The following is a 19,713-nucleotide window of genomic DNA, read 5'->3' as shown; positions in this document are numbered from 1 at the left end:
GATATGATGCGATTACTTCATACAGCTGACTGGCATCTTGGGCGCTCATTGGAAGGACGCAGCAGACTTCAGGAGCAACAAGATTTTCTAGACGAACTTGTTGAGATCGTACGACGAGAGCAAATAGATGCTGTTCTGATGGCAGGAGATGTATTTGATACGGTAAACCCTCCAGCTGCGGCAGAGCAAATGTTTTATGATGCACTATCACGGCTTAATAGAAACGGAGAATGTCCGTTCATCGCGATTGCGGGAAATCATGATCATCCTGAAAGACTAGCAGCCTCTTTTCCTCTGTTAAGAGAACTGGGCATCACACTTGTAGGACTGCCAACGTTAGAACTTCAGCGTGTTCCGATTAAGAGAACGGGAGAGATTTTAGAAATCGCTGCTCTGCCGTACCCTTCTGAATCAAGGTTAAAAGTACTACTAAGTGAATCTGCTGAAGAATTAGATGTGAGAACTCAATATGATGATTGGGTGGACTCGTATTTTAAAAAGATCACCTCTCACTTTACGCCAGGAAACGTGCATGTTGCCATGAGTCATCTTTATGTCGCTGGAAGCAAGGAAACCGATTCTGAACGACCTGTTCACATAGGTGGTGCGTATACGGTAGCTGCAGAAAGTCTTCCGAGTGCAGCTCAATACGTGGCATTAGGCCATCTGCATCGTCCACAACGAATCAAACGAGCAAAAACAGATGCAAGGTATTCAGGTTCTCCACTATCTTATAGTTTCTCTGAAAGTGGACAAGCAAAATCTGTGTCCATTATTGACGTTGAACCAAACGGTATTGCAGAAGTTGAAGAGCTTCATCTAACTTCGGGAAAACCACTAGTAGCATGGGAAGCACAAAATGGCGTCCAAGAGGTGCTTCAAGGAATTCAAGATGGTTTGCATCAGAATTGCTGGATTGATCTATCCATACATGTAGATGATGCACTTTCGATGGAAGAAATTCAACGACTTAGAAAATCACATGATGGCATTGTTCATATCAAACCTGTGTATCAAGAAAAGTCCGGAGAACAAATCTCTGTATCTGCTCAAAAACTGCCTGTTGATGAACTGTTTACAACGTTTTATAAGCGACAGACAGGGGGAGCGATGCCAGACGATGAGTTGATCTCCTTATTTCTTGATCTTGTTGGAGAAGAGGGAACAGAAGGAGAGGAACGAGAATGAGACCTATAGCATTAACCGTTTCAGGCTTACAAAGTTTTCGAGAAGCGCAATCCGTTCCTTTTCATGAACTCTGTTCTGGCGGAGTCTTCGGTATATTTGGACCGACTGGAAGCGGGAAGTCCACGATTCTAGACGCTGTGACACTAGCCTTATACGGAAAGGTAGAACGAGCGGCTGGTGGAACACATGGAATCATGAATCAAGCTGAAGACAAACTGTCTGTTTCGTTTACGTTTCAGATCGGTGAAGGTCTTCAGCAAAAAGAATACAGTGTGGAGCGCAACTTTAAACGAAGTGGCGAACATTCCATCCGAACAAGTACTTGTCGATTAATTGAGGTGGTAAATAGTGAATCTATCGTCCATGCCGACAAAGAACGAGATGTAACACGTCTTGTTCAAGAGCTGATCGGACTGACAATCGATGATTTTACGCGAGCTGTCGTACTGCCTCAAGGCAAATTCGCTGAATTCTTATCCCTTAAAGGTGCTGATCGAAGACAGATGCTGCAACGTCTGTTCCAGCTTGAAAAGTACGGAGATCAATTAAATCAAAAGCTAAAGAAACGTTCAGATGAACAAAAAAATCGTCTGAATGAGATTACAGCTGAACAAACAGGTCTAGGCGAAGCCTCTTTTGAAGCATTAGAACAAGCAGCCGTTCATCTAAAGGAAAATGAAAAAACGTTAGAAAAAGTATCAAAACAATACAAAGAAGAAGAAGAGAATCTCAAAACGCTTGAGGCGTATTGGGATGCTCAAGTTCAATATGAAAAGCTGATCGAAGAGAAAAACGAACTGAACAAACAGGAAATCCCTATGAAACGTGTTCAAGAGGATTTAAAGAAAGCTATCTATGCAGACAAAATAGCTCCTTATGCAAACGAGTGGAAGCAATCACTTGCAGATGAGAAAAAGTTACAGGAAGAGCAAGAGCAACTGAAGAAGCAGACTGAAAAACTTCAAACCAATGTTGAAGAGCTAGAAGAGAAATATGAAGCAGCCAAGAAGGCGATCAACGAGGAAGAGCCTGTTCTAATCGAAAAAAGAAGTGGCTTAAAAGAAGCAGTTGACTGGGAAAAGGATCTTGAAAGAAAAAATCAGATTTTGCAGAACGAAACGGAAAAGCATAAACAATTGATGACATTGTACGAAGAATGCGAAAGAGCTGAGTATGATGCCACGCAAGTTCTTAAGCGTGGGAAAGATAAACAATCTGCGCTAAAGAAAGAATTATCTCAAATTGAAATCACACAAAATGATCGCCGTTTATATCAACAAGCTATTCTACTTAATCAACGATTAGAAGATGTTCGTGATGAAGAGAAAAAGATACAAAAAGAAATCTCCGTTTCAGAAGCTGAAATGATTTCTGCAGAAAAAGCAAAAAAACAGATCAGTTCAACAATCGTTAAAAGATATGATGCAGGAAAGAAAGTGCTGAAAGATATTCTGCAAATGTATGAAGAAGTGTCTGAAGTTCTGCGTACAAATGAAAAGATCTCAAAAGCTTCGATGGATAAACTGCGTGAATGGAAAAACGAACAAGAAAAAATAAGGATCAGTCATTTGGCTGCACAGCTTTCTGCAGAATTAAAAGAGAACGAACCATGCTCGGTATGCGGTTCAACAATCCATCCATCACCGAACCAAATGCATGCAAATGTTGGACATGATAACGAGCGTATTCACGAATTAGAAGAAGCGATGGAACGTTTGAAGGAAAATTATCATGAGCTGAAACACCTAAGTGAAGGACTTGAAAAGGATTCCCAAACGCTATGGAAAAAACTTAATCTTGCTGAAGCTGAAACTGCAGCATCAGATCAAAGCACGATCACAGTAGAGAAAGAAGGAATCAGCGCATTTTCTTTGGAACAGTTAAAGGATCATGAAGCAAGAGTAAAAGGGATTAAGCAAGATAAGCTCTTGATTGAAGAACGCATGCTGAAGTTATTATCCAAATTAGAAGATGATCAAAAACAATATGAACGAATTTCTATTTCGTTTGAAAATAATGATGAAACAACTAACAAATTAAAACAACAACTCCTTTTGATATCGAAAAAGATAGATCATATTCAATCGGAATGGGAGCAAGCAGAGATTCCCTTTTCATCAGAGGAGCTTAAAGAGCAACTAGAACGATTTCAACAAAAAGAGAGTCGCCAAACGGAAATCGTAAAAAGTTTAAATATTGCAGAAGAATTTCTAGAAACACAAACGAAAAAAATGGAATCCGCCAAAGAGCAAAAATCTGAGTTGAAGACGAGTTTATCGGTCTCTTCTAAACAACACGAAATGCTGCAAAAAGAAATTCAAGATAGTAAAGAAAAGTTATATAACAGAGTAGGCGATCAAAAAGCTCAAAGAGTTCTTGAAGATGTTCAAGGTGCGTTGCAGAGTCTGAAGACAGCATTCATTCATTCCGAACAAGAATATGAAAATGCTAAAAAGCAGTACGTAGAGAGTGATAAAGTATATCATTCCTCTGTTCAAAGGAAGAATGATGCTGAATCCAGAGTAGAAAAAGCAACGCAAGAATGGAACAAACAGTTAAGTAAGTCAGATTTCCAATCCTATGAAGACTTTGAAAACTATTTAAAAGATGAGCACGTTCAGATGGAATGGGAAAAGCAGTTAGCGGAATATCAAGATCGCTGTAAGTCAAATGCTATGGCATTAGATGCGATAAAAGAAAAGCTTCCTGAGGAGATCTTATCTGTTCAACATGTTGAATCGGCCAAATGTCAGCTGCAGAGTCTCAAACTAGAAATGAACCTTACGCATGAAGCAGTTGGAGAAGCTCGACAAAGGTATATGATGATCGAGAAGAATCATGCACGTTACAATGAACTGGAATCGGAAAAGCAAAAGGCCACTCATTTACTAGAGCAATTAGGTAAACTTCAAGGTGTATTCCGTGGAAATGCTTTTGTTGAATTCATGGCTGAAGAGCAATTGCATCTTGTAACACGCGATGCGTCTGGCAGGCTCGCTAAACTTACTCGTGGACGTTATGCGATTGAAGTAGATTCAGCGGGTGGTTTTGTTATTCGTGATGATGCCAACGGAGGGATCAAACGCCCTGTTACCTCATTATCTGGGGGAGAGACATTTTTAACATCCCTTGCACTTGCGCTATCACTTTCTGCTCAAATTCAGCTAAGAGGGAAGTTTCCTCTTCAGTTTTTCTTCCTAGATGAAGGATTCGGCACACTTGATCAAGAGCTGTTAGATACAGTTGTAACCGCGTTAGAAAAAGTAAGAATGGAAAATTTTTCGATCGGTGTTATATCTCATGTACCAGAACTAAAAGCTAGATTAACGAAACGATTGATCGTAGAACCTGCTGAGCACTCTGGCAGGGGAACACGTGTTAGATTAGATCAGGTGTAAATAGAAAAGGATGCAAGGCTTAGCCTTGCATCCTTTTACTATTCAATTATGCCATGACCTATCACTTTTACATTTACGGAAGCCGTATAATCAATATTCGGATACTCTTTGTTCCAATCTAATTTTTTCCATGTAGGATTATGAAACGCAATGAGTTTTCTGCCTACTCCAAATGTATCGCTGTTCATGTCTTGCAAATCTTTAAGAACGGCATTTGCATCCTTTGTTAGCGTCTTTGAAAGTGCTTGTTCAATACTTTGGATTTTCTTTTTAGTAGTGAGGTTATCCCTTGGATACTCAGTAATTACTACTTTCATATCTAACTTAATATGAGCTGATATCTTTTCATCTGGGGAAACGTTCACGTCAAATGTTCGTTTATTCTTTTTAACTTTAATTGAAACATAATTCATAATCCTGTCTTTATATTTGTTAGTAATTTTTTTTGTCAGTGACATGGAAAGGTGCTTTTGTTTCCCGGTTAGTAACGTATACATAACTCCTTGAGCACCAAAAATATTACCAACCATCTTATATCCATGAAATACTGCAACGCCATTGACAGATACATCATTTTTTTCTGGAACAAGATAGGGCAGAGCAAAGTCTTGCCCTGGATCAAACATGACAGGACATATCGTTTGGATGTTTTCTGAAGGTACGATAGAAGATTTTTCTGCTGATCGAACGGATTCGTTCAAGTACTGGCCGATACCCATTGTCGTTTCTGTTTCTTTAAATTTTGAATTGATCACATCAGAAGCTTTTCCTTTTGCTACAGCAATCCTTGCATTTAGAGCGGATTTAGGATCTCGATAAAAAACATCCAAAATATGATAGATGTCTTTTTTTGCAGCATCTTCCCCTAGAACTACGATTAAGTTTTTAGATGCTTCAACTTGTTCTGATACTTTTCGATCTAATTTAATTCTGCTTTGCCGAGCAGTGTTACCTGTAGCAAAAAAAACTTGATTATTCACTGGCCCAGCACCTGTATCCGTATTAACGTATTGTGGAATCGAAGCACTATTTCTTATTTTTCCATTCTTTAAATAATCAAACCCTGCTGCCCTGACTAGTTTTGTTTCGTTTAGTTGAGCCTGATCCCAACATCCCGTTAATAATAAAAGGCTAGAAAAAAGAGAAATGAACTTTACACCCCTCATGTTGAAACCGCTCCTTTATCTTTTTTCTTTCTGATTACGGCAATCAGCAATAAGAAGATAGGAAAGAGCGCAGAACAGTATAATGCTGACATACCTATCAACTTGGACCACAGTTGAACATCTAATTTACTCGCAGGAATTGAAGCGATCAATGCACAAATAATTCCTACATAAGGTGCAGCAGATTTATGATGTTTCAGTTTAAATAGTGACTGGACGCCTTTGGCTGTAAAGAACAGATAACTAATAAGAGAAGTTGTAACGAATACAATCCAAATGGATAGGAAGATAAGGTCTGTTCTCTCTAAAATTTTGAATGAGAAAGCTTTTAACATATACAGCACTGGTTCTGGAACAATTGCAATTTCTACAGGATTAAAAAAGATATACGTAGTAAATGTGACAAAACAATAGAGAAGGGTAACACATAATGAAGCATATGAAATTACTTTTAATTTACTGTTCGATCTTCCTTGCGTATAAGCTAAAAATACGAGCGCTGTATCAAAGCCAAGTAAAGAGATTAAAGCATCAGAAGACCCTGAGAATATCGTTTTGATACCGGATGCACCTACTGGAAAAGCATACAGAAGGTGAACATCTGTATAGGCATATGCCACAAAGATAAACAACACAATAAGTAATGGAGAGACTAACATCAAAAACCTGGCGATCTCACGAGCTGTACAGGTAATGCAATAGACGCAAGTAAGAGCTAAAATGGATATGACGACTAAACGTGGTGTATGAAAAAATATCCATTTAGATACGATGCTGTTATAAAGGATTAGAATAACGACACATACAGAGAACAAGTGAACAACGAATAAGGTATTTAGAACTACTCCTAACTTAGTCCCCACGATCTTAGGCATAAAATCAAAAATCGTCTGCTTTGGATACATCTCGCATAGTTTCCATATCGCAAGTATGGATACCTGAATAAAAAGACCTGCTAATAGCAGGGAAATCCAGCCGTCTGTTTTTGCTTTTGCGAATAAAGTATAAGGAAGTGAAAGGACACCAACGCCGATTTGGGATTGAGTAATAATAAAAAACAGCTGTCTATGAGTAATCGTATGGCTGCTATTCATGACTTCTCCCACTTTCTTGTATGATTATCTTCATCTTTTTTGATTGGTTTGATGTCACTAGGACGAGAGTTCATCTTGAAAAAAGGTAAACGAATGATCGTATCTTTTAAATCTCCTATTTTAAATGGTGCGACCGGTGCAAAGTATGGTGTGCCAAATGAGTATAAACGACAAAGATGAAAGAACATGAGAATTAACCCGAACACGATACCTAAGAAACCAAATGTTGCAGCTGCTACCATGAATGGAAAACGCAATAAACGAACAGCTAAACTCATCTCATTCGAAGGTACTGTATAAGCCGCAATCGCTGTTGTCGCAACAACGATGATCATTAGGTTTGAGATAAGTCCTGCTTTAACAACCGCATCACCAATTACTAAGCCTCCAACGATAGCGATCGTGGAACCAATCCTCGTTGGCAAACGAATAGCGGCTTCACGAATTAATTCAATCGTGAGTTCCATCACTAATGCCTCAAAAAGTGGTGGATAAGGAATGTTTTCAAGTGAGCTTTTCATTAAGAGTATGAGAGCGGATGGAATAACTTCGAAATGAAAAGAAACAATTGCAATATAAAACGCTGGTAGACCAATTGCAATGTAAAAGCTGAACAAACGAATTAGTCGATAAAAACTTCCTAACATCCAACGTTTGTTATAATCATCTGGTGTTTGATAGAAAACAAAGAAGTTTACAGGTGCAAGGTTTACCGTCGGTGAGCTATCGTACAGAAGAGCTACTCTTCCTTCCATCAGATTTGCAGCCACACGGTCAGGCCGCTCTGTACTCAACGTTTGTGGAAATAGACTAAATGTCTTATCTTCAATACTCTCTTCAATATTTCCTGGAGTCATAACAGCATCTGCTTCTATAGCATTTATTCTTCTTTCAACCTCATGAAGCACATCCGGGTTTGCAATATCTGACATATAAAGCATTGCAACATTTGTGTGTGTTTCTTTTCCGACTTGCAGATACTTCACTACAAGCTTAGGACTTTTAAGACGCTTACGAATGAGAGCGATATTTGTTGACATACTCTCTATAAATCCTTCATGAGATCCACGAATAACGGCCTCGTTATCAGGTTCTTTAATATCGCGTTCTGTTTTAATTGGAGTGAATACCGAAAAATAGCAGGTTGTATCCTTCGTAAATATTAAAGTGTAAGATTGTAAGAGTAATTCTTGAATCTGAGAAAAGTCTGTTTGTTTCTTAAAGTCAATGTTGATCACTTTTTCGAATGTATGTAGATCAATATCTTTGTCCAATTCAAATAGAGGATTCAATATCAAATCTTGAAGTTTCTGTTTATCAATAATGGAGTCCAAGAAAATTAATGCCACTTTGCTTTTATCAGCAGGCATCTCTACCCAATGAGTCATCAAGTCTTCGGAAGAAGAAAAGCTCTCTTCAATGTCTTTTAGCAGACCATCCATCGACTGATTTTGGTTAATGTTTGCATCATGCTCTGAGTGAGAGCTTGTATTAGAATTACTTTGAGAGGAAATAGACCCTTGAGTTTGACCTTCGTTTGGGGTGTTTTTTTGTTCTAGTAATTTTTTTGGTTTTTTAAAGAAAGTCATGATGAACATCATCCCGATTCGCAATAATTTGGTTTAGTTTTTGCTACCTCAACGTATTTATACGGATAAGGTACTATTTTTCAAAAATGAGTCAGAAATTGTCATTATGAGTAAAAAATTGTGATAACATAGACAGAGATAAAGAGAGAAGGGGGCGGCACCATGACAGGAAGAGCACAATTTATTCCTGCTTTAACAAAGCCGAATACATATTTTGCGTTTTATAATGAGTGGAAAGATAAAGAGGGTTTTTGGATTCGTTTTTTTGCTATTTTAGTCACTAGCGGATTGTTGCATGCACTTTCATTTTTTGCAGCGTTTCCTTCGTTCAAAACGATTTCTTTTATAGAGGGTGCGAAACTAAGTGGAATGGAACTTGAGTTGTTACGATATCTCATCGCTTTAGTAGGCGGTGCATGGGGTATGATCGTTCCGTTCTTAATAATAAATACAGGAGCTCTTTTTTTATATATTTTCTTCCGAGATATTGGATATAAAGCACTCTTTTATGTAATGACAACGGTATATCTTCTATTTATTCTCGGATTACTCTTTGAACTTCCGGTTCAGTTTGTAACAGGTGCTGAAGAAGTTGTTCAGCCGTTAGGGTTCGGTTTTGTAGGTGTGTTGTTCTTTAAACATGGGTTTTGGCAAGAACTATTAAACAGCATCAATATATTTACCATCTGGGGTTCAGTAGTTATGTATTATGCACTTCGACAATTATCGTTTAAGGAAAAGAAATACTGCCTTGTTGTTACGATTGGATTTGTCGTGATGTTCATTCTATTATCATCACTATACGCTGCATTAGTTAGTGGACAGTTGGTTTAAGGGGGAGAAACGCTTATGAATAAACTGAAATGGGTTGCAGCAGCTATTATGGTTGTCCTCCTGCTTGTAATGAACATCGTGATTTTTGATAAACAAGAATCTGCCGCTGTTGAAGCTCCAAGAGTTAAAACCGGTCTATCTTTACAAAAAGATTTTATTAAGAAACACGAAACAACAGGTGTCGCTCAATCAAAGAACACCTTTGAAATTTATGAAAATGCTTCACTTGGTTCAATAAAGGAAGTAATGGTTTCAAAGGGTGATACGGTTACTTCTGGTCAAACGTTAATTACATATGAAAACGCAGAGATCGAAAAAGAACTTCGCGATTTGAAGCGAGACAAAGAAGCAGCTGATGTTCGAAGCAGTCATTATTCCGGACAGATAGATGAATGGAAAAGTGAACTCTCAGATTTTGATGAAGAAAAAGACAGCAAAGATGCTAAAGTGCTTCTTCAAGAGAAATTAGCTGAAGCTGAGTTGCAAAATGATTTAGCTGAAAACGAAAGCTCCGTCTTATCGGATGAAATATCTGATCTAGAAAAGCAGCTTGATGATCTTAGTGTGAAAAGTCCAGCTGATGGTATCGTGTCAGAATTAAACGGTGTTGGTGATGACGAGTCGCTTCTGACTATTGTAGGGCAAGGAAACTTTGAACTACTCAGTAATATCGACCAAAAAATGGCTTCACTCGTGAAAACAGGAGACACAGTTCAAATCGGTGAAAAGCTGTTGAAGGGTACTGTTCAAACTGTTTTACCAGCTGATCAGAATAATTTTAAGTTAACCGTTCTCGTTGAGGATGAAGCGTCTTGGGTTGAAGGACAAACTGCTCAAATCATCGTAACAGAAAAACTTGCAGAAAAAGCAACTAGCGTTCCTAAGCAAGCCATCTTAAAAGACGATGGGAAAACGTATGTGTTAACGATCGTTAAGAACAAATTGTATAAGTATGCCGTTTCAACTGGTCTAGAGCAAAAGGGTAACGTGCAGATCACAAAAGGACTTAAAAAGGGTCAGGTTATCGTGCTGGATCCTTCGCCTGTATTTGTTTCAGGGCAGCCGGTCTTAAAGAAATGATTCTTTTTTAGATTTGAAATTTTACCCAATAAAAGAGCCAGTGGGATTACACTAGTTTGACGTTTTTAAGAAGAACAAGGGTTTCGCTAGTATATTACTAGCGAAACCCTTGTTTTTTTACTTAGCTATTTTAAGTTGATGTCTTAAATTCTTTTTTGTGCTAACTTTTAGGGATTGGAGTGGAAGGGTACTGACTCTGGCTAGGACAAGTGGGACAGGTGAGACCACTAAAGGCGCGTAGCGGCAGGGGGCACACCGCCCGCCCCGCGGAAAGCATGTACCCTGGAACGGAGATCCCCGCTTTCACAATTTACGAATTTTTTGTTAACAAAGACTTTTTACATGTTGTGAACACTTTTGTTGATTGTTGCTTAGGATCAAACAACGCAATAAGTAAGAAGTCTTGTTCTCCTTGTGGCTCTAGTTGATCTGATAATGGATCGATCGCTGTTTCTGTTACAAACGCGTGTTTGTGCATATCTTTTTCAGAAAGACCTGGAAACCCTTCGATCATCTCAGGATATTGAGCGAGCAGTGATAGTACTTTTGATGTTTCTTCTTTGTTTTGTGTGTTCTCCCACCATGGTTTACGTGGTTTGAACTGTTGTCTTTCTAAATAATCAAGTTTCATCAAGCTTTCTGCAACAGGAAGTGAGTGTGGTGCAGCTTCCGTTAAGAATGCGATCAAGCGCGTATATAAGTCTTCTAACTGATGACCGATTCTTGACCATCCACGTGTTTCCCAATAGGTCCCGAATTCTTGGAAGAAGTCAAAAGGTGATTGGAATACATGGTGTATCAAATACTTAACGGTATGATCCATTCGATGATCGTTCCAATATTTTTCTAATACGTCTTCCACTTGTTTGATACGAATGATTTCATCAAAAGTGAGAACGTTGTTTCCTAAGATTTCATATGGAGAATGATCCATATACACGTAATCATGTTTTTCGGCAGTTAATCGTAGACCTGTACCTCTTAACATCTTTAAGAAACCTAACTGAACTTCTTCGATGCCAAAAGCGAATACATCATTAAATGTCTTTCTGAATGAGTTGTAATCTTCCTCAGGCAATCCAGCGATTAAGTCCAGATGCTGAACGATCTTTCCGCCATCACGAACAGTCGTTACGGTACGCGTCAGCTTTTCAAAATTCTGTCGGCGTTGTACCAGTTCGTTAACAGCGTCATTTGTAGATTGAACACCGATCTCAAAACGGAACAAACCTTTTGGTGCATGTTCATTTAAGTAATCGATGACTTCAGGTCTCATGATATCTGCTGTGATCTCAAACTGAAAAACAACACCAGGTCTTCTGTTTTCAATCAAGAAGGAGAACATATCGAGTGCATAATCTCTCCGAATGTTAAACGTTCTGTCTACAAACTTAATGATCTTTGCACCATTATCCATTAAGAAGATCAGATCGTCTTTAACGAGTTTTGGATCAAAATAACGAACCCCAACTTCAATCGATGATAAGCAGAACGCACATGAATATGGACAGCCACGGCTTGTCTCAAAATACGTGATCCGTTTTGATAGAGACTCGATATCTTCTTCGAAGCGGAATGGAGATGGAACTGTTTTTAAGTCCAGTTTTTCACGAGGACCGTTAATTTTAGGCACTCCATCTTTTCGATAGGCAAGTCCAGCAACCGAATCAAAGCTACCACCATTCTGAATCTGAGTTAACAAATGTTTAAACGTTTCCTCGCCTTCATTCACAACAATAAAGTCGACTTCTGGAATTTGTTGTAGCCAATGTGCTACATCATAAGATACTTCAGGTCCACCTAAGACGATCTTCGTTTCCGGTTTAATCTTTTTAAACATCTGGATTACTTTTATCGTTTCTTCAATGTTCCAAATATAGCAGCTGAATCCAAGCACATCAGGTTCTTGGCTATAAAGATCGGTCACGATATTTAGCGAAGGATCCTTGATCGTGAACTCTCGAATCGTTATAGGGAATTCCGGTTCGCTGTATGCTTTTAAATAGCGCAACGCAAGGCATGTGTGTATATATTTAGCATTTAACGTACTTAGTACAGTTTTCATAATTAATAACCTCATTACTGTTACCCTAGGAAAGGGCGTTTTAGATGACAAACTATTTTACCATATTTTAAAAAGAATCAAAAACGAGTATTGCCTTTTAACATAGCCAAATTTCTTTACGGTACAAAGTAGGAACCGATATAGTAGTAATAATTACGATGTAAGCGTTTCTTAAAGGAGGAATCAGTTTATCGTGAAATGGGTTACAGCTGTTAAACATGGAGAGGACTTCATTGGCCTCGTGAAAGAAGAGAAAATTGTGAATGTATCAGAGCTCGCGAGAAGTAGAGAGATGGAGTTTCCAGCAACCTTACTCGAGGCAATTGCTCTTGGTGACGAATTTTTGGTAAAGGTAGAGAGTTTGGTTAACTCTGATCTCGTAGCGAACTATACATACGATCTCCATGAGATCCAATTAAAGGCTCCAATTCCGCGTCCTGGTAAAAATGTGTTCTGCATCGGAAAAAATTACCGAGACCATGCGATAGAAATGGGAAGCGAAGCAGACATTCCGAAAGATATCATGGTATTTTCAAAGGCTCCAACATCTGTAATTGGTCACGATGAAGGAGTTCCTAGTCATTCTTCCATAACCAATCAACTCGATTATGAAGGTGAGCTAGCTATAATTATTGGTAAAACGGGTACGAGTATAAAGAAAGAAGAAGCGATGGATCACGTATTTGGTTTTACGATCATCAACGATATTACAGCTCGAGACCTGCAACAAAAGCATAAGCAATTTTTACTCGGAAAAAGTCTCAACGGAACTTGCCCGATGGGTCCATGGATCGTACATCACTCTCTTGTACCAAATCCAGATAACCTTTCGATCGTGACAAAAGTGAATGGAGAAGTGAGACAGAACGGAAACACATCTGATTTTATCTTTGACATCCCAACTATGATTAACGAGCTTTCAAAAGGCATGACGCTTGAAGCTGGAGATATAATCGCGACAGGTACACCTGCTGGAGTTGGTAAAGGTATGAAGCCGCCTGTATTTTTAAAGTCCCGAGATGTTATCGAGATTACAATTGAAGGAATCGGGACACTTCGTAATGAAATAGTAGAATGAAGTCGAATTAACTAGTTACATAGAGGAGGAATTCATATGGAAAAGCTGCTTTATATTAACGGTTCATGGACAGGAGATTCTCTTGAAAAAATAGAGGTGTTCAATCCTGCTAACGGTGAAGTGGTAGGGACTGTAGCATCTTGTGGAAAAGAAGAAACAGATGCTGCGATAGATGCTGCGCACGAAGCCTTTCCGAGCTGGTCAAAGTTAACGGCTTATGAGCGCGCTGACTATCTTATGAAACTGCATGACTTAATGATCGAACAAAAAGAAGAACTAGCAGAATTAATGACTCTTGAGATGGGAAAACCGTTAAAAGAATCTGTAGGTGAAGTGATGTATGCTGCATCTTTTATTAAGTGGTATGCAGAAGAAGGTAAGCGTATCTACGGACGTACGATTCCTTCAAGTGCAGAAAATAAGAGAATGCAAGTTTTACGCCAGCCTGTTGGGGTAGTGGCGGCCATCACGCCATGGAACTTCCCAGCAGCAATGATCACAAGAAAGCTCGGTCCAGCGCTCGCAGCAGGTTGTACGTTTATTGTGAAGCCACCAAAAGAAACACCATTAACGGCGATTAAATTAGTAGAATTAGCAGATCAAGCAGGCTTTCCAAAAGGTGTAATCAATCTTGTAACAGGATCTTCTTCTGTGATTGGAAAAGCGATTATGGATTCAGAGAAAGTTCGGAAAGTAACCTTTACTGGCTCTACAGAAATCGGTAAAAAATTGATCGAGCAAAGTGCCTCTACTGTAAAGAACGTTTCTATGGAACTAGGCGGACATGCTCCAGCAGTTGTTCTTGAGGATGCAGACTTAAATAAAGCTGTCGCTGGTATAGTAGCTTCTAAGTTTCGTAACGCAGGTCAAACGTGTATCTGTATTAACCGAGTATACGTGCAAGAAAGTGTTTATGAAGAGTTTGTAGAACGCGTGTCTGCTGAAGCTAAGAAATTAAAAGTAGGAAACGGTTTGGAAGAAGGTACAGATATCGGTCCAATCATCAACAAAGACGGGTATGAAAAGATCTCCGAGCACGTGGAAAATGCTGTTTCAAATGGTGCAGAGTGTGTAACAGGCGGAAAAGGAAGAGCAGATAACGGTGGGTTTTATTACGAGCCGACAGTGTTAAAGAATGTTTCACAAGATATGCTGATCATGAATGAAGAAACGTTCGGTCCAGTCATTCCGATCCACAAGATCAGCAGTATTGAAGAAGGGATCCGCCTTGCAAACACAAGTCCATTCGGTTTAGCGGCATATGTTTATACAGAGAGCATGTCCAAAGGAACTCAAGTTGTTGAAGGGTTGGATTACGGAATCATAGGCTGGAACGATGGTGTTCCTTCTGCTGCACAAGCTCCGTTCGGAGGTATGAAAGAGAGCGGTCTTGGTCGTGAAGGTGGAGTAGAAGGTATGGAAGCTTATCTTGAAACGAAATACGTAAGTTTCGTATTATAAAATCTTTTTAAGAAACCAGGTGATTGTGAGATGGATCTAGGTCTAAAAGGAAAAAATGTTCTCGTTCTTGCTTCAAGTAAAGGGCTTGGAAAAGCTTGTGCATTGGAATTTGCACGAGAAGGTGCGAACGTGATGCTAACAAGCCGTGATGAAGAACAGCTTTCTCTGACAGCAGAAGAGATAAAGAGGGATACAGGTACGGATGTTTTCTATAAAAAATGTGACATCACACAGCGTAACGAGATCGATGAGCTTGTTGCAGCAGCAGTAGAGAAGTTTGGCAGTGTGGACGTGCTCGTGAACAATGCAGGAGGCCCTCCTGCGGGTACGTTTACTGATTTTGAAGATGAGCATTGGCAGGGTGCTTTTGAGTTAACATTACTCAGTCTTGTACGTTCCGTTCGTGCAGTTACGCCTAACATGATTAAAAACGGCGGAGGCCGCATCGTAAATATCGCTTCTTCGTCCTTTAAACAGCCGATCGACGGACTCATCTTATCGAACACTTTCCGAACAGCTATTAACGGATTATCAAAGAGTCTTTCACAAGAGCTAGGGAAAGATGGCATTTTGATCAATACCATCGGACCCGGACGAATCGGAACGGATCGAGTAGGTGAATTAGATCAAATGATGGCTGAGAAAAAAGGAGTTTCTGCTGAAGAGGTCAGAACTTCCATGGAAAGCGGAATTCCACTTGGCCGATACGGTGAACCTGGAGAGTTTGCAAAGATGGTCGTGTTCCTTTGCTCTGATGCAAACACTTATATAACGGGCCAGTCACTGCTGATCGATGGCGGTATGGTGAAAGCACTATAAAGGGGGAAGCAGCAGCCGGTGGCTGCTGCTTTTTTTAAGTTTAGTGAGGGGTATAGGTGCCAGTGTAGATGTCGATATTTGTAGACTCGTTGATAAACAGTGAAATCTTTTGGATTGGGAGCGAAAACTTCTGAATAAAAAGCTAAAACTTATGGATTGATCCATAAAAATTGTGGATTCATCTATCAAACTTCGGATTAATACCCTAGTACGTATATGAAACTGAGCTCAATTGAAGTCCCAAAAAAAGCTGACTCAAAAAGAGTCAGCTCGCAATAAATAAAATTAAACAGAAAGTACCTTTTTAATGCGTTCGATCGCCCAATCAAGATCTTCATCAGAAATGATCAATGGAGGTGCGAAACGAATAACGTTTTCATGTGTTTCTTTACATAACAAGCCCTGCTCTTTTAAACGCTCACAATAAGGACGAGCTGGTTCGTTCAATTCAACACCGATAAATAGGCCTTTACCACGAACTTCTTTGATTACTGGATTATCGATCTTCTTTAGCTCATCTAAGAAATATTCGCCAAGTTTAAGTGAACGCTCAACTAAGTTTTCTTCTACAAGCACGTCTACAGAAGCGACTGATACCGCACAAGAAAGCGGGTTTCCGCCGAAAGTTGATCCATGAGATCCAGGATTGAACACGCCTAATACTTCACGGTTTGCTGCTACACAAGAGATCGGCATTACGCCGCCGCCAAGTGCTTTTCCTAAGATGTACATGTCTGGCTCGATCTCTTCCCAGTCACAAGCAAACATTTTACCAGAACGTCCAAGTCCTGATTGGATTTCATCAGCTACAAAGAGTACATTTTCAGACTTACAGACGTCAAGAGCTTCCTTCAAGAAACCTTCACGTGGAATAACGATTCCTGCTTCACCTTGGATCGGCTCTAGAATGAATGCAGCGGTATTTGGTGTAATGGCTGCTTTTAGGGCGTCTAAGTCACCGTAAGGAATCACTTTGATCCCTGGGAGCATAGGACCAAACCCGCGTTGGTAATCAGGATCAGATGACATCGACACAGCAGTCATCGTACGACCATGGAAGTTTCCTTCACAAACAATGATCTCAGCTTGATTATCCGCAACACCTTTTACATCATACGCCCAACGGCGAACCGCTTTAATAGCTGTCTCAACAGCTTCAGCACCAGTGTTCATCGGTAATACCATATCTTTCTTCGTTAGACTGGATACTTTTTCATAAAAGTCTCCAAGTTGATCGTTATGGAATGCACGAGATGTTAGTGTTACTTTGTCTGCTTGATCTTTTAGTGCTTGAATGATTTTAGGGTGGCGGTGTCCTTGATTTACCGCAGAGTATGCACTTAGCATGTCCATGTAGCGGTTACCTTCTGGATCTGTTACCCATACACCTTCGGCTACCGAGATAACGATAGGAAGCGGATGATAATTTTGTGCACCATATTGTTCCGTTTTTGAAATTACAGTTTCCGTATTTTTCGTTTCTGTCTGTTTCAAAGGAAACACCTCTATTCTGCAAGATTTCTCACATTGCTATTATAGCAATGAAAGTGCTTACTTTACAGAGGGAACTCAATTGATTGCCTAGTTTATAGCAGTTCATGGTATAGTTATATGGAGAATTATACATAGGAGGATATATTTATGATTCATGCTCACGTAACATCATGGTTTCTGGCGTTAATTTTGTTTTTTGTAACGTATATGTTATACAAAAAAAATGCCGGAAAAAAATCGAAAATTTTGCATATGATTCTGCGCGTTTTGTACTTAGCGATCCTTGCAACAGGTGGACACATGCTTGCTGGCTATCTAACGGACCCTGGTATCGTTAATCAAGGACCAATTATCATCAAAGGAACTTTAGGAGTTGTCCTCATCGGATTGATGGAAATCATTCTTGTACAAAGAAAACGTGGTGAGAGCCGCCTCTTGAACTGGGTGTTTTTCTGGATCACTTTATTACTAGTGTTATTCTACGGTTATTCTGTTCTTGGTTAATACTTTTAAAAGTCGCTCTTTACAGGGCGGCTTTTTTTATTTGGATAAAATAACCATATTTTGTTTTGTTAACAATGCCTTCTATACACCGATATAAATGATAGAAACGTATCACTATATAAATAGGGTTCATTGGACAGATGAGGTGTAAGAATGAAAGAGATGGATGAATATTTAGCGCTATCTCATTTAATCAAGATGAATACGAAAGAGATGGAAGAGCTTAATGATAACTTAATTGAATCTGAACAGCGTTATAAGTCGTTGTTCGATCATAATCCAGATATGATCTATTCTATGGATCTACAAGGTTATATAACGAGTGTAAACCATGCACTCGTTCAGTCTTTAGAGTACTCAGAAGAAGAGTTGCTCTCAACCCATGCACTGCAATTTGTGTGCGATGAAGATCACAAAAGGGTTGTTGAACACTTCAGGCTTGCCGTACATGATAAACCGCAAAATTTTGTTGCAAATATTAAGAAAAAAGATGGCGGCCACATTTTAAGCAGCATCACGAACATTCCAATCGTCGTAAACGATCAAGTAGTTGGTGTATATGGGATCGGAAAGAACATTACTTGGCAGCAGAAAGCAGAAGAAGAGATCGAACAACTTGCATTTCACGACTCGCTAACAGGTTTGCCAAATCGAAGTTTATTTGAAAAAAGGTTAAGAGAACTCGTTTCTGAAAGTGATCATACAGACCATCTGTTAGCTGTGATGTTTGTGGATATTGATCATTTTAAAATCATAAATGAGAGTTTAGGTCACCATATCGGAGACGTAGTGTTAAGGCATGTAAGCAATCAGCTTAGACAAGTCATCCATAGTCAAGATTTGCTATGCCGGTTCGCTGGTGACTTATTTACGTTAATCTTAACAATCGAAAAGCCGTCTGACGTGATTGATACAGCAGATCGGATAGAAGAAGCACTTCAATTGCCGATCTATCTCGATAGCCAAGAATATACGGTTAGTACGTCGATTGGGGTCAGCATCTATCCAAATGATAGTACGAGTGCCGATGTTCTCATCAAGAATGCTGACACCGCTCTGCATAAAGCAAAAGAAAAGGGCAGAGGAAAACGTGAATTCTTTACGGGTGATATGAACGCATTCACACTTGAAAGGCTCAAGCTAGAAGGTTTTCTACGTAAAGCTGTTCAAAAGGGTGAACTAGAACCTTATTTTCAACCTCAATTTTGTTTAAAAACGGAAAAAATTCTTGGATTTGAGGCGCTTGTAAGATGGAATCATCCTGACTTAGGCCTAGTATCTCCGATGCAGTTCATACCTTTAGCTGAAGAGATCGGACTTATTGATGAGATTGGTCGGTTTGTTCTATTCGAGTCTTGTAAGCAGCTAAAAAGATGGCATGATGATGGTGCGCCTCATCTTTCTATCTCTGTAAATGTTTCAGGCAGACAGTTTCAAAGGTTGTCATTTGTATATGAAGTAAAAGAAGCGATAGAAACGGCAGGAATATCCGCTGAATATCTTCACCTAGAATTAACAGAGAGTACGATGATACAAAATGTTCAATATAGCATCAGCATCATGGAAGAATTACGAGAGCTAGGTGTTCGACTATCGATCGACGATTTTGGTACAGGTTACAGTTCTCTTAGTTATTTAAGAGATTTCCCGGTTGATTATTTAAAGATCGATCAAAGCTTTATCAGACATCTTAGCGATGACTTTTTTAATACGAGTGATGCTGCGATCATTAAAGCGATCATCATGATGTGTGAAGGACTTTCTCTGTCAACAGTGGCAGAAGGTGTAGAAACACATGAACAGATGAAGTTACTTCAAGAGTATGGCTGTCACACTGCTCAAGGATATATAATCAGTAAGCCTATGCCTGCTTGTGAAGCCAGTGAGTTTTTAAGAACTTTCCTATTACCAAAAAACAGCACTACTCCGTAAAGAGTGTGCTG

The 19,713-nt window shown here is 39.4% G+C and carries 14 protein-coding genes; 9 read left to right on the top strand and 5 right to left on the bottom strand.

Translation table 11 applies throughout. The features are described from left to right. Positions 1-6: 6 nt before the first annotated feature. Positions 7-1,188, top strand: a complete 1,182-nt coding sequence (locus ACOZ9X_RS11130) for a metallophosphoesterase family protein (protein WP_423418276.1) — start codon at positions 7-9, stop codon at positions 1,186-1,188. Next, a complete protein-coding gene (locus ACOZ9X_RS11125) occupies positions 1,185-4,586 on the top strand; it encodes an AAA family ATPase (RefSeq protein ID WP_423418168.1) in 3,402 nt (1,133 codons plus the stop codon). The genes ACOZ9X_RS11130 and ACOZ9X_RS11125 overlap by 4 nt, the downstream gene beginning before the upstream one ends. A gap of 38 nt (positions 4,587-4,624) precedes the next feature. On the opposite strand, the gene ACOZ9X_RS11120 is transcribed toward ACOZ9X_RS11125, so the two are convergent. Genes ACOZ9X_RS11120 through ACOZ9X_RS11110 form a run of 3 tightly spaced genes read right to left on the bottom strand, consistent with a single transcriptional unit; the run spans position 4,625 to position 8,360 of the window. Continuing rightward, a complete protein-coding gene (locus ACOZ9X_RS11120) occupies positions 4,625-5,752 on the bottom strand; it encodes a Ger(x)C family spore germination protein (protein ID WP_423418167.1) in 1,128 nt (375 codons plus the stop codon). Continuing rightward, complete coding sequence (locus ACOZ9X_RS11115) at positions 5,749-6,846, bottom strand: GerAB/ArcD/ProY family transporter (protein ID WP_423418166.1); 1,098 nt, start codon at positions 6,844-6,846, stop codon at positions 5,749-5,751. Before ACOZ9X_RS11115 ends, ACOZ9X_RS11120 begins: the two co-directional genes overlap by 4 nt. Continuing rightward, a complete protein-coding gene (locus ACOZ9X_RS11110; RefSeq protein WP_423418275.1) occupies positions 6,843-8,360 on the bottom strand; it encodes a spore germination protein in 1,518 nt (505 codons plus the stop codon). Before ACOZ9X_RS11110 ends, ACOZ9X_RS11115 begins: the two co-directional genes overlap by 4 nt. A 237-nt stretch (positions 8,361-8,597) precedes the next feature. On the opposite strand from ACOZ9X_RS11110, the gene ACOZ9X_RS11105 reads away from it, so the two are divergent. Beyond that, positions 8,598-9,269: a hypothetical protein gene (locus ACOZ9X_RS11105; RefSeq protein ID WP_423418165.1), complete on the top strand. Its 672-nt coding sequence runs from the start codon at positions 8,598-8,600 to the stop codon at positions 9,267-9,269. Between the two features lie 15 nt (positions 9,270-9,284). Further along, positions 9,285-10,349: an efflux RND transporter periplasmic adaptor subunit gene (locus ACOZ9X_RS11100; RefSeq protein ID WP_423418164.1), complete on the top strand. Its 1,065-nt coding sequence runs from the start codon at positions 9,285-9,287 to the stop codon at positions 10,347-10,349. Between the two features lie 310 nt (positions 10,350-10,659). On the opposite strand, the gene ACOZ9X_RS11095 is transcribed toward ACOZ9X_RS11100, so the two are convergent. After that, positions 10,660-12,414 carry a B12-binding domain-containing radical SAM protein gene (locus ACOZ9X_RS11095; protein WP_423418163.1) on the bottom strand — a complete coding sequence of 585 codons (1,755 nt, stop codon included), beginning with the start codon at positions 12,412-12,414 and terminating at the stop codon, positions 10,660-10,662. 193 nt (positions 12,415-12,607) lie between these two features. Between ACOZ9X_RS11095 and ACOZ9X_RS11090 the strand changes: the two genes are divergently transcribed. Genes ACOZ9X_RS11090 through ACOZ9X_RS11080 form a run of 3 tightly spaced genes read left to right on the top strand, consistent with a single transcriptional unit; the run spans position 12,608 to position 15,772 of the window. Continuing rightward, positions 12,608-13,492 carry a fumarylacetoacetate hydrolase family protein gene (locus ACOZ9X_RS11090; protein ID WP_423418162.1) on the top strand — a complete coding sequence of 295 codons (885 nt, stop codon included), beginning with the start codon at positions 12,608-12,610 and terminating at the stop codon, positions 13,490-13,492. 36 nt (positions 13,493-13,528) lie between these two features. After that, positions 13,529-14,953 (top strand): NAD-dependent succinate-semialdehyde dehydrogenase, encoded by a 1,425-nt coding sequence (locus ACOZ9X_RS11085; RefSeq protein WP_423418161.1) that lies wholly within the window; start codon positions 13,529-13,531, stop codon positions 14,951-14,953. A 30-nt stretch (positions 14,954-14,983) separates the two neighbouring features. Then, the gene (locus ACOZ9X_RS11080; protein WP_423418160.1) at positions 14,984-15,772 is read left to right on the top strand and encodes an SDR family oxidoreductase; all 789 of its coding nucleotides are present in this window, start codon (positions 14,984-14,986) and stop codon (positions 15,770-15,772) included. 285 nt (positions 15,773-16,057) lie between these two features. Here ACOZ9X_RS11080 and ACOZ9X_RS11075 read toward each other — a convergent pair whose 3' ends face one another. After that, positions 16,058-17,266, bottom strand: a complete 1,209-nt coding sequence (locus tag ACOZ9X_RS11075) for an ornithine--oxo-acid transaminase (RefSeq protein WP_137789912.1) — start codon at positions 17,264-17,266, stop codon at positions 16,058-16,060. A gap of 147 nt (positions 17,267-17,413) precedes the next feature. Here ACOZ9X_RS11075 and ACOZ9X_RS11070 point away from each other — a divergent pair, with 147 nt between their 5' ends. Further along, positions 17,414-17,770 carry a DUF1516 family protein gene (locus ACOZ9X_RS11070; RefSeq protein ID WP_066392958.1) on the top strand — a complete coding sequence of 119 codons (357 nt, stop codon included), beginning with the start codon at positions 17,414-17,416 and terminating at the stop codon, positions 17,768-17,770. 153 nt (positions 17,771-17,923) lie between these two features. Beyond that, complete coding sequence (locus tag ACOZ9X_RS11065; protein ID WP_423418159.1) at positions 17,924-19,702, top strand: sensor domain-containing protein; 1,779 nt, start codon at positions 17,924-17,926, stop codon at positions 19,700-19,702. Positions 19,703-19,713: the final 11 nt, after the last annotated feature.

The sequence above is a fragment of the Fictibacillus nanhaiensis genome (genome assembly GCF_049537595.1).
Lineage (GTDB): Bacteria > Bacillota > Bacilli > Bacillales > Fictibacillaceae > Fictibacillus > Fictibacillus nanhaiensis_F.
The sequence above is the reverse complement of the archived record's forward strand: the minus strand, read 5'-3'. Positions and strand labels throughout refer to the sequence as shown.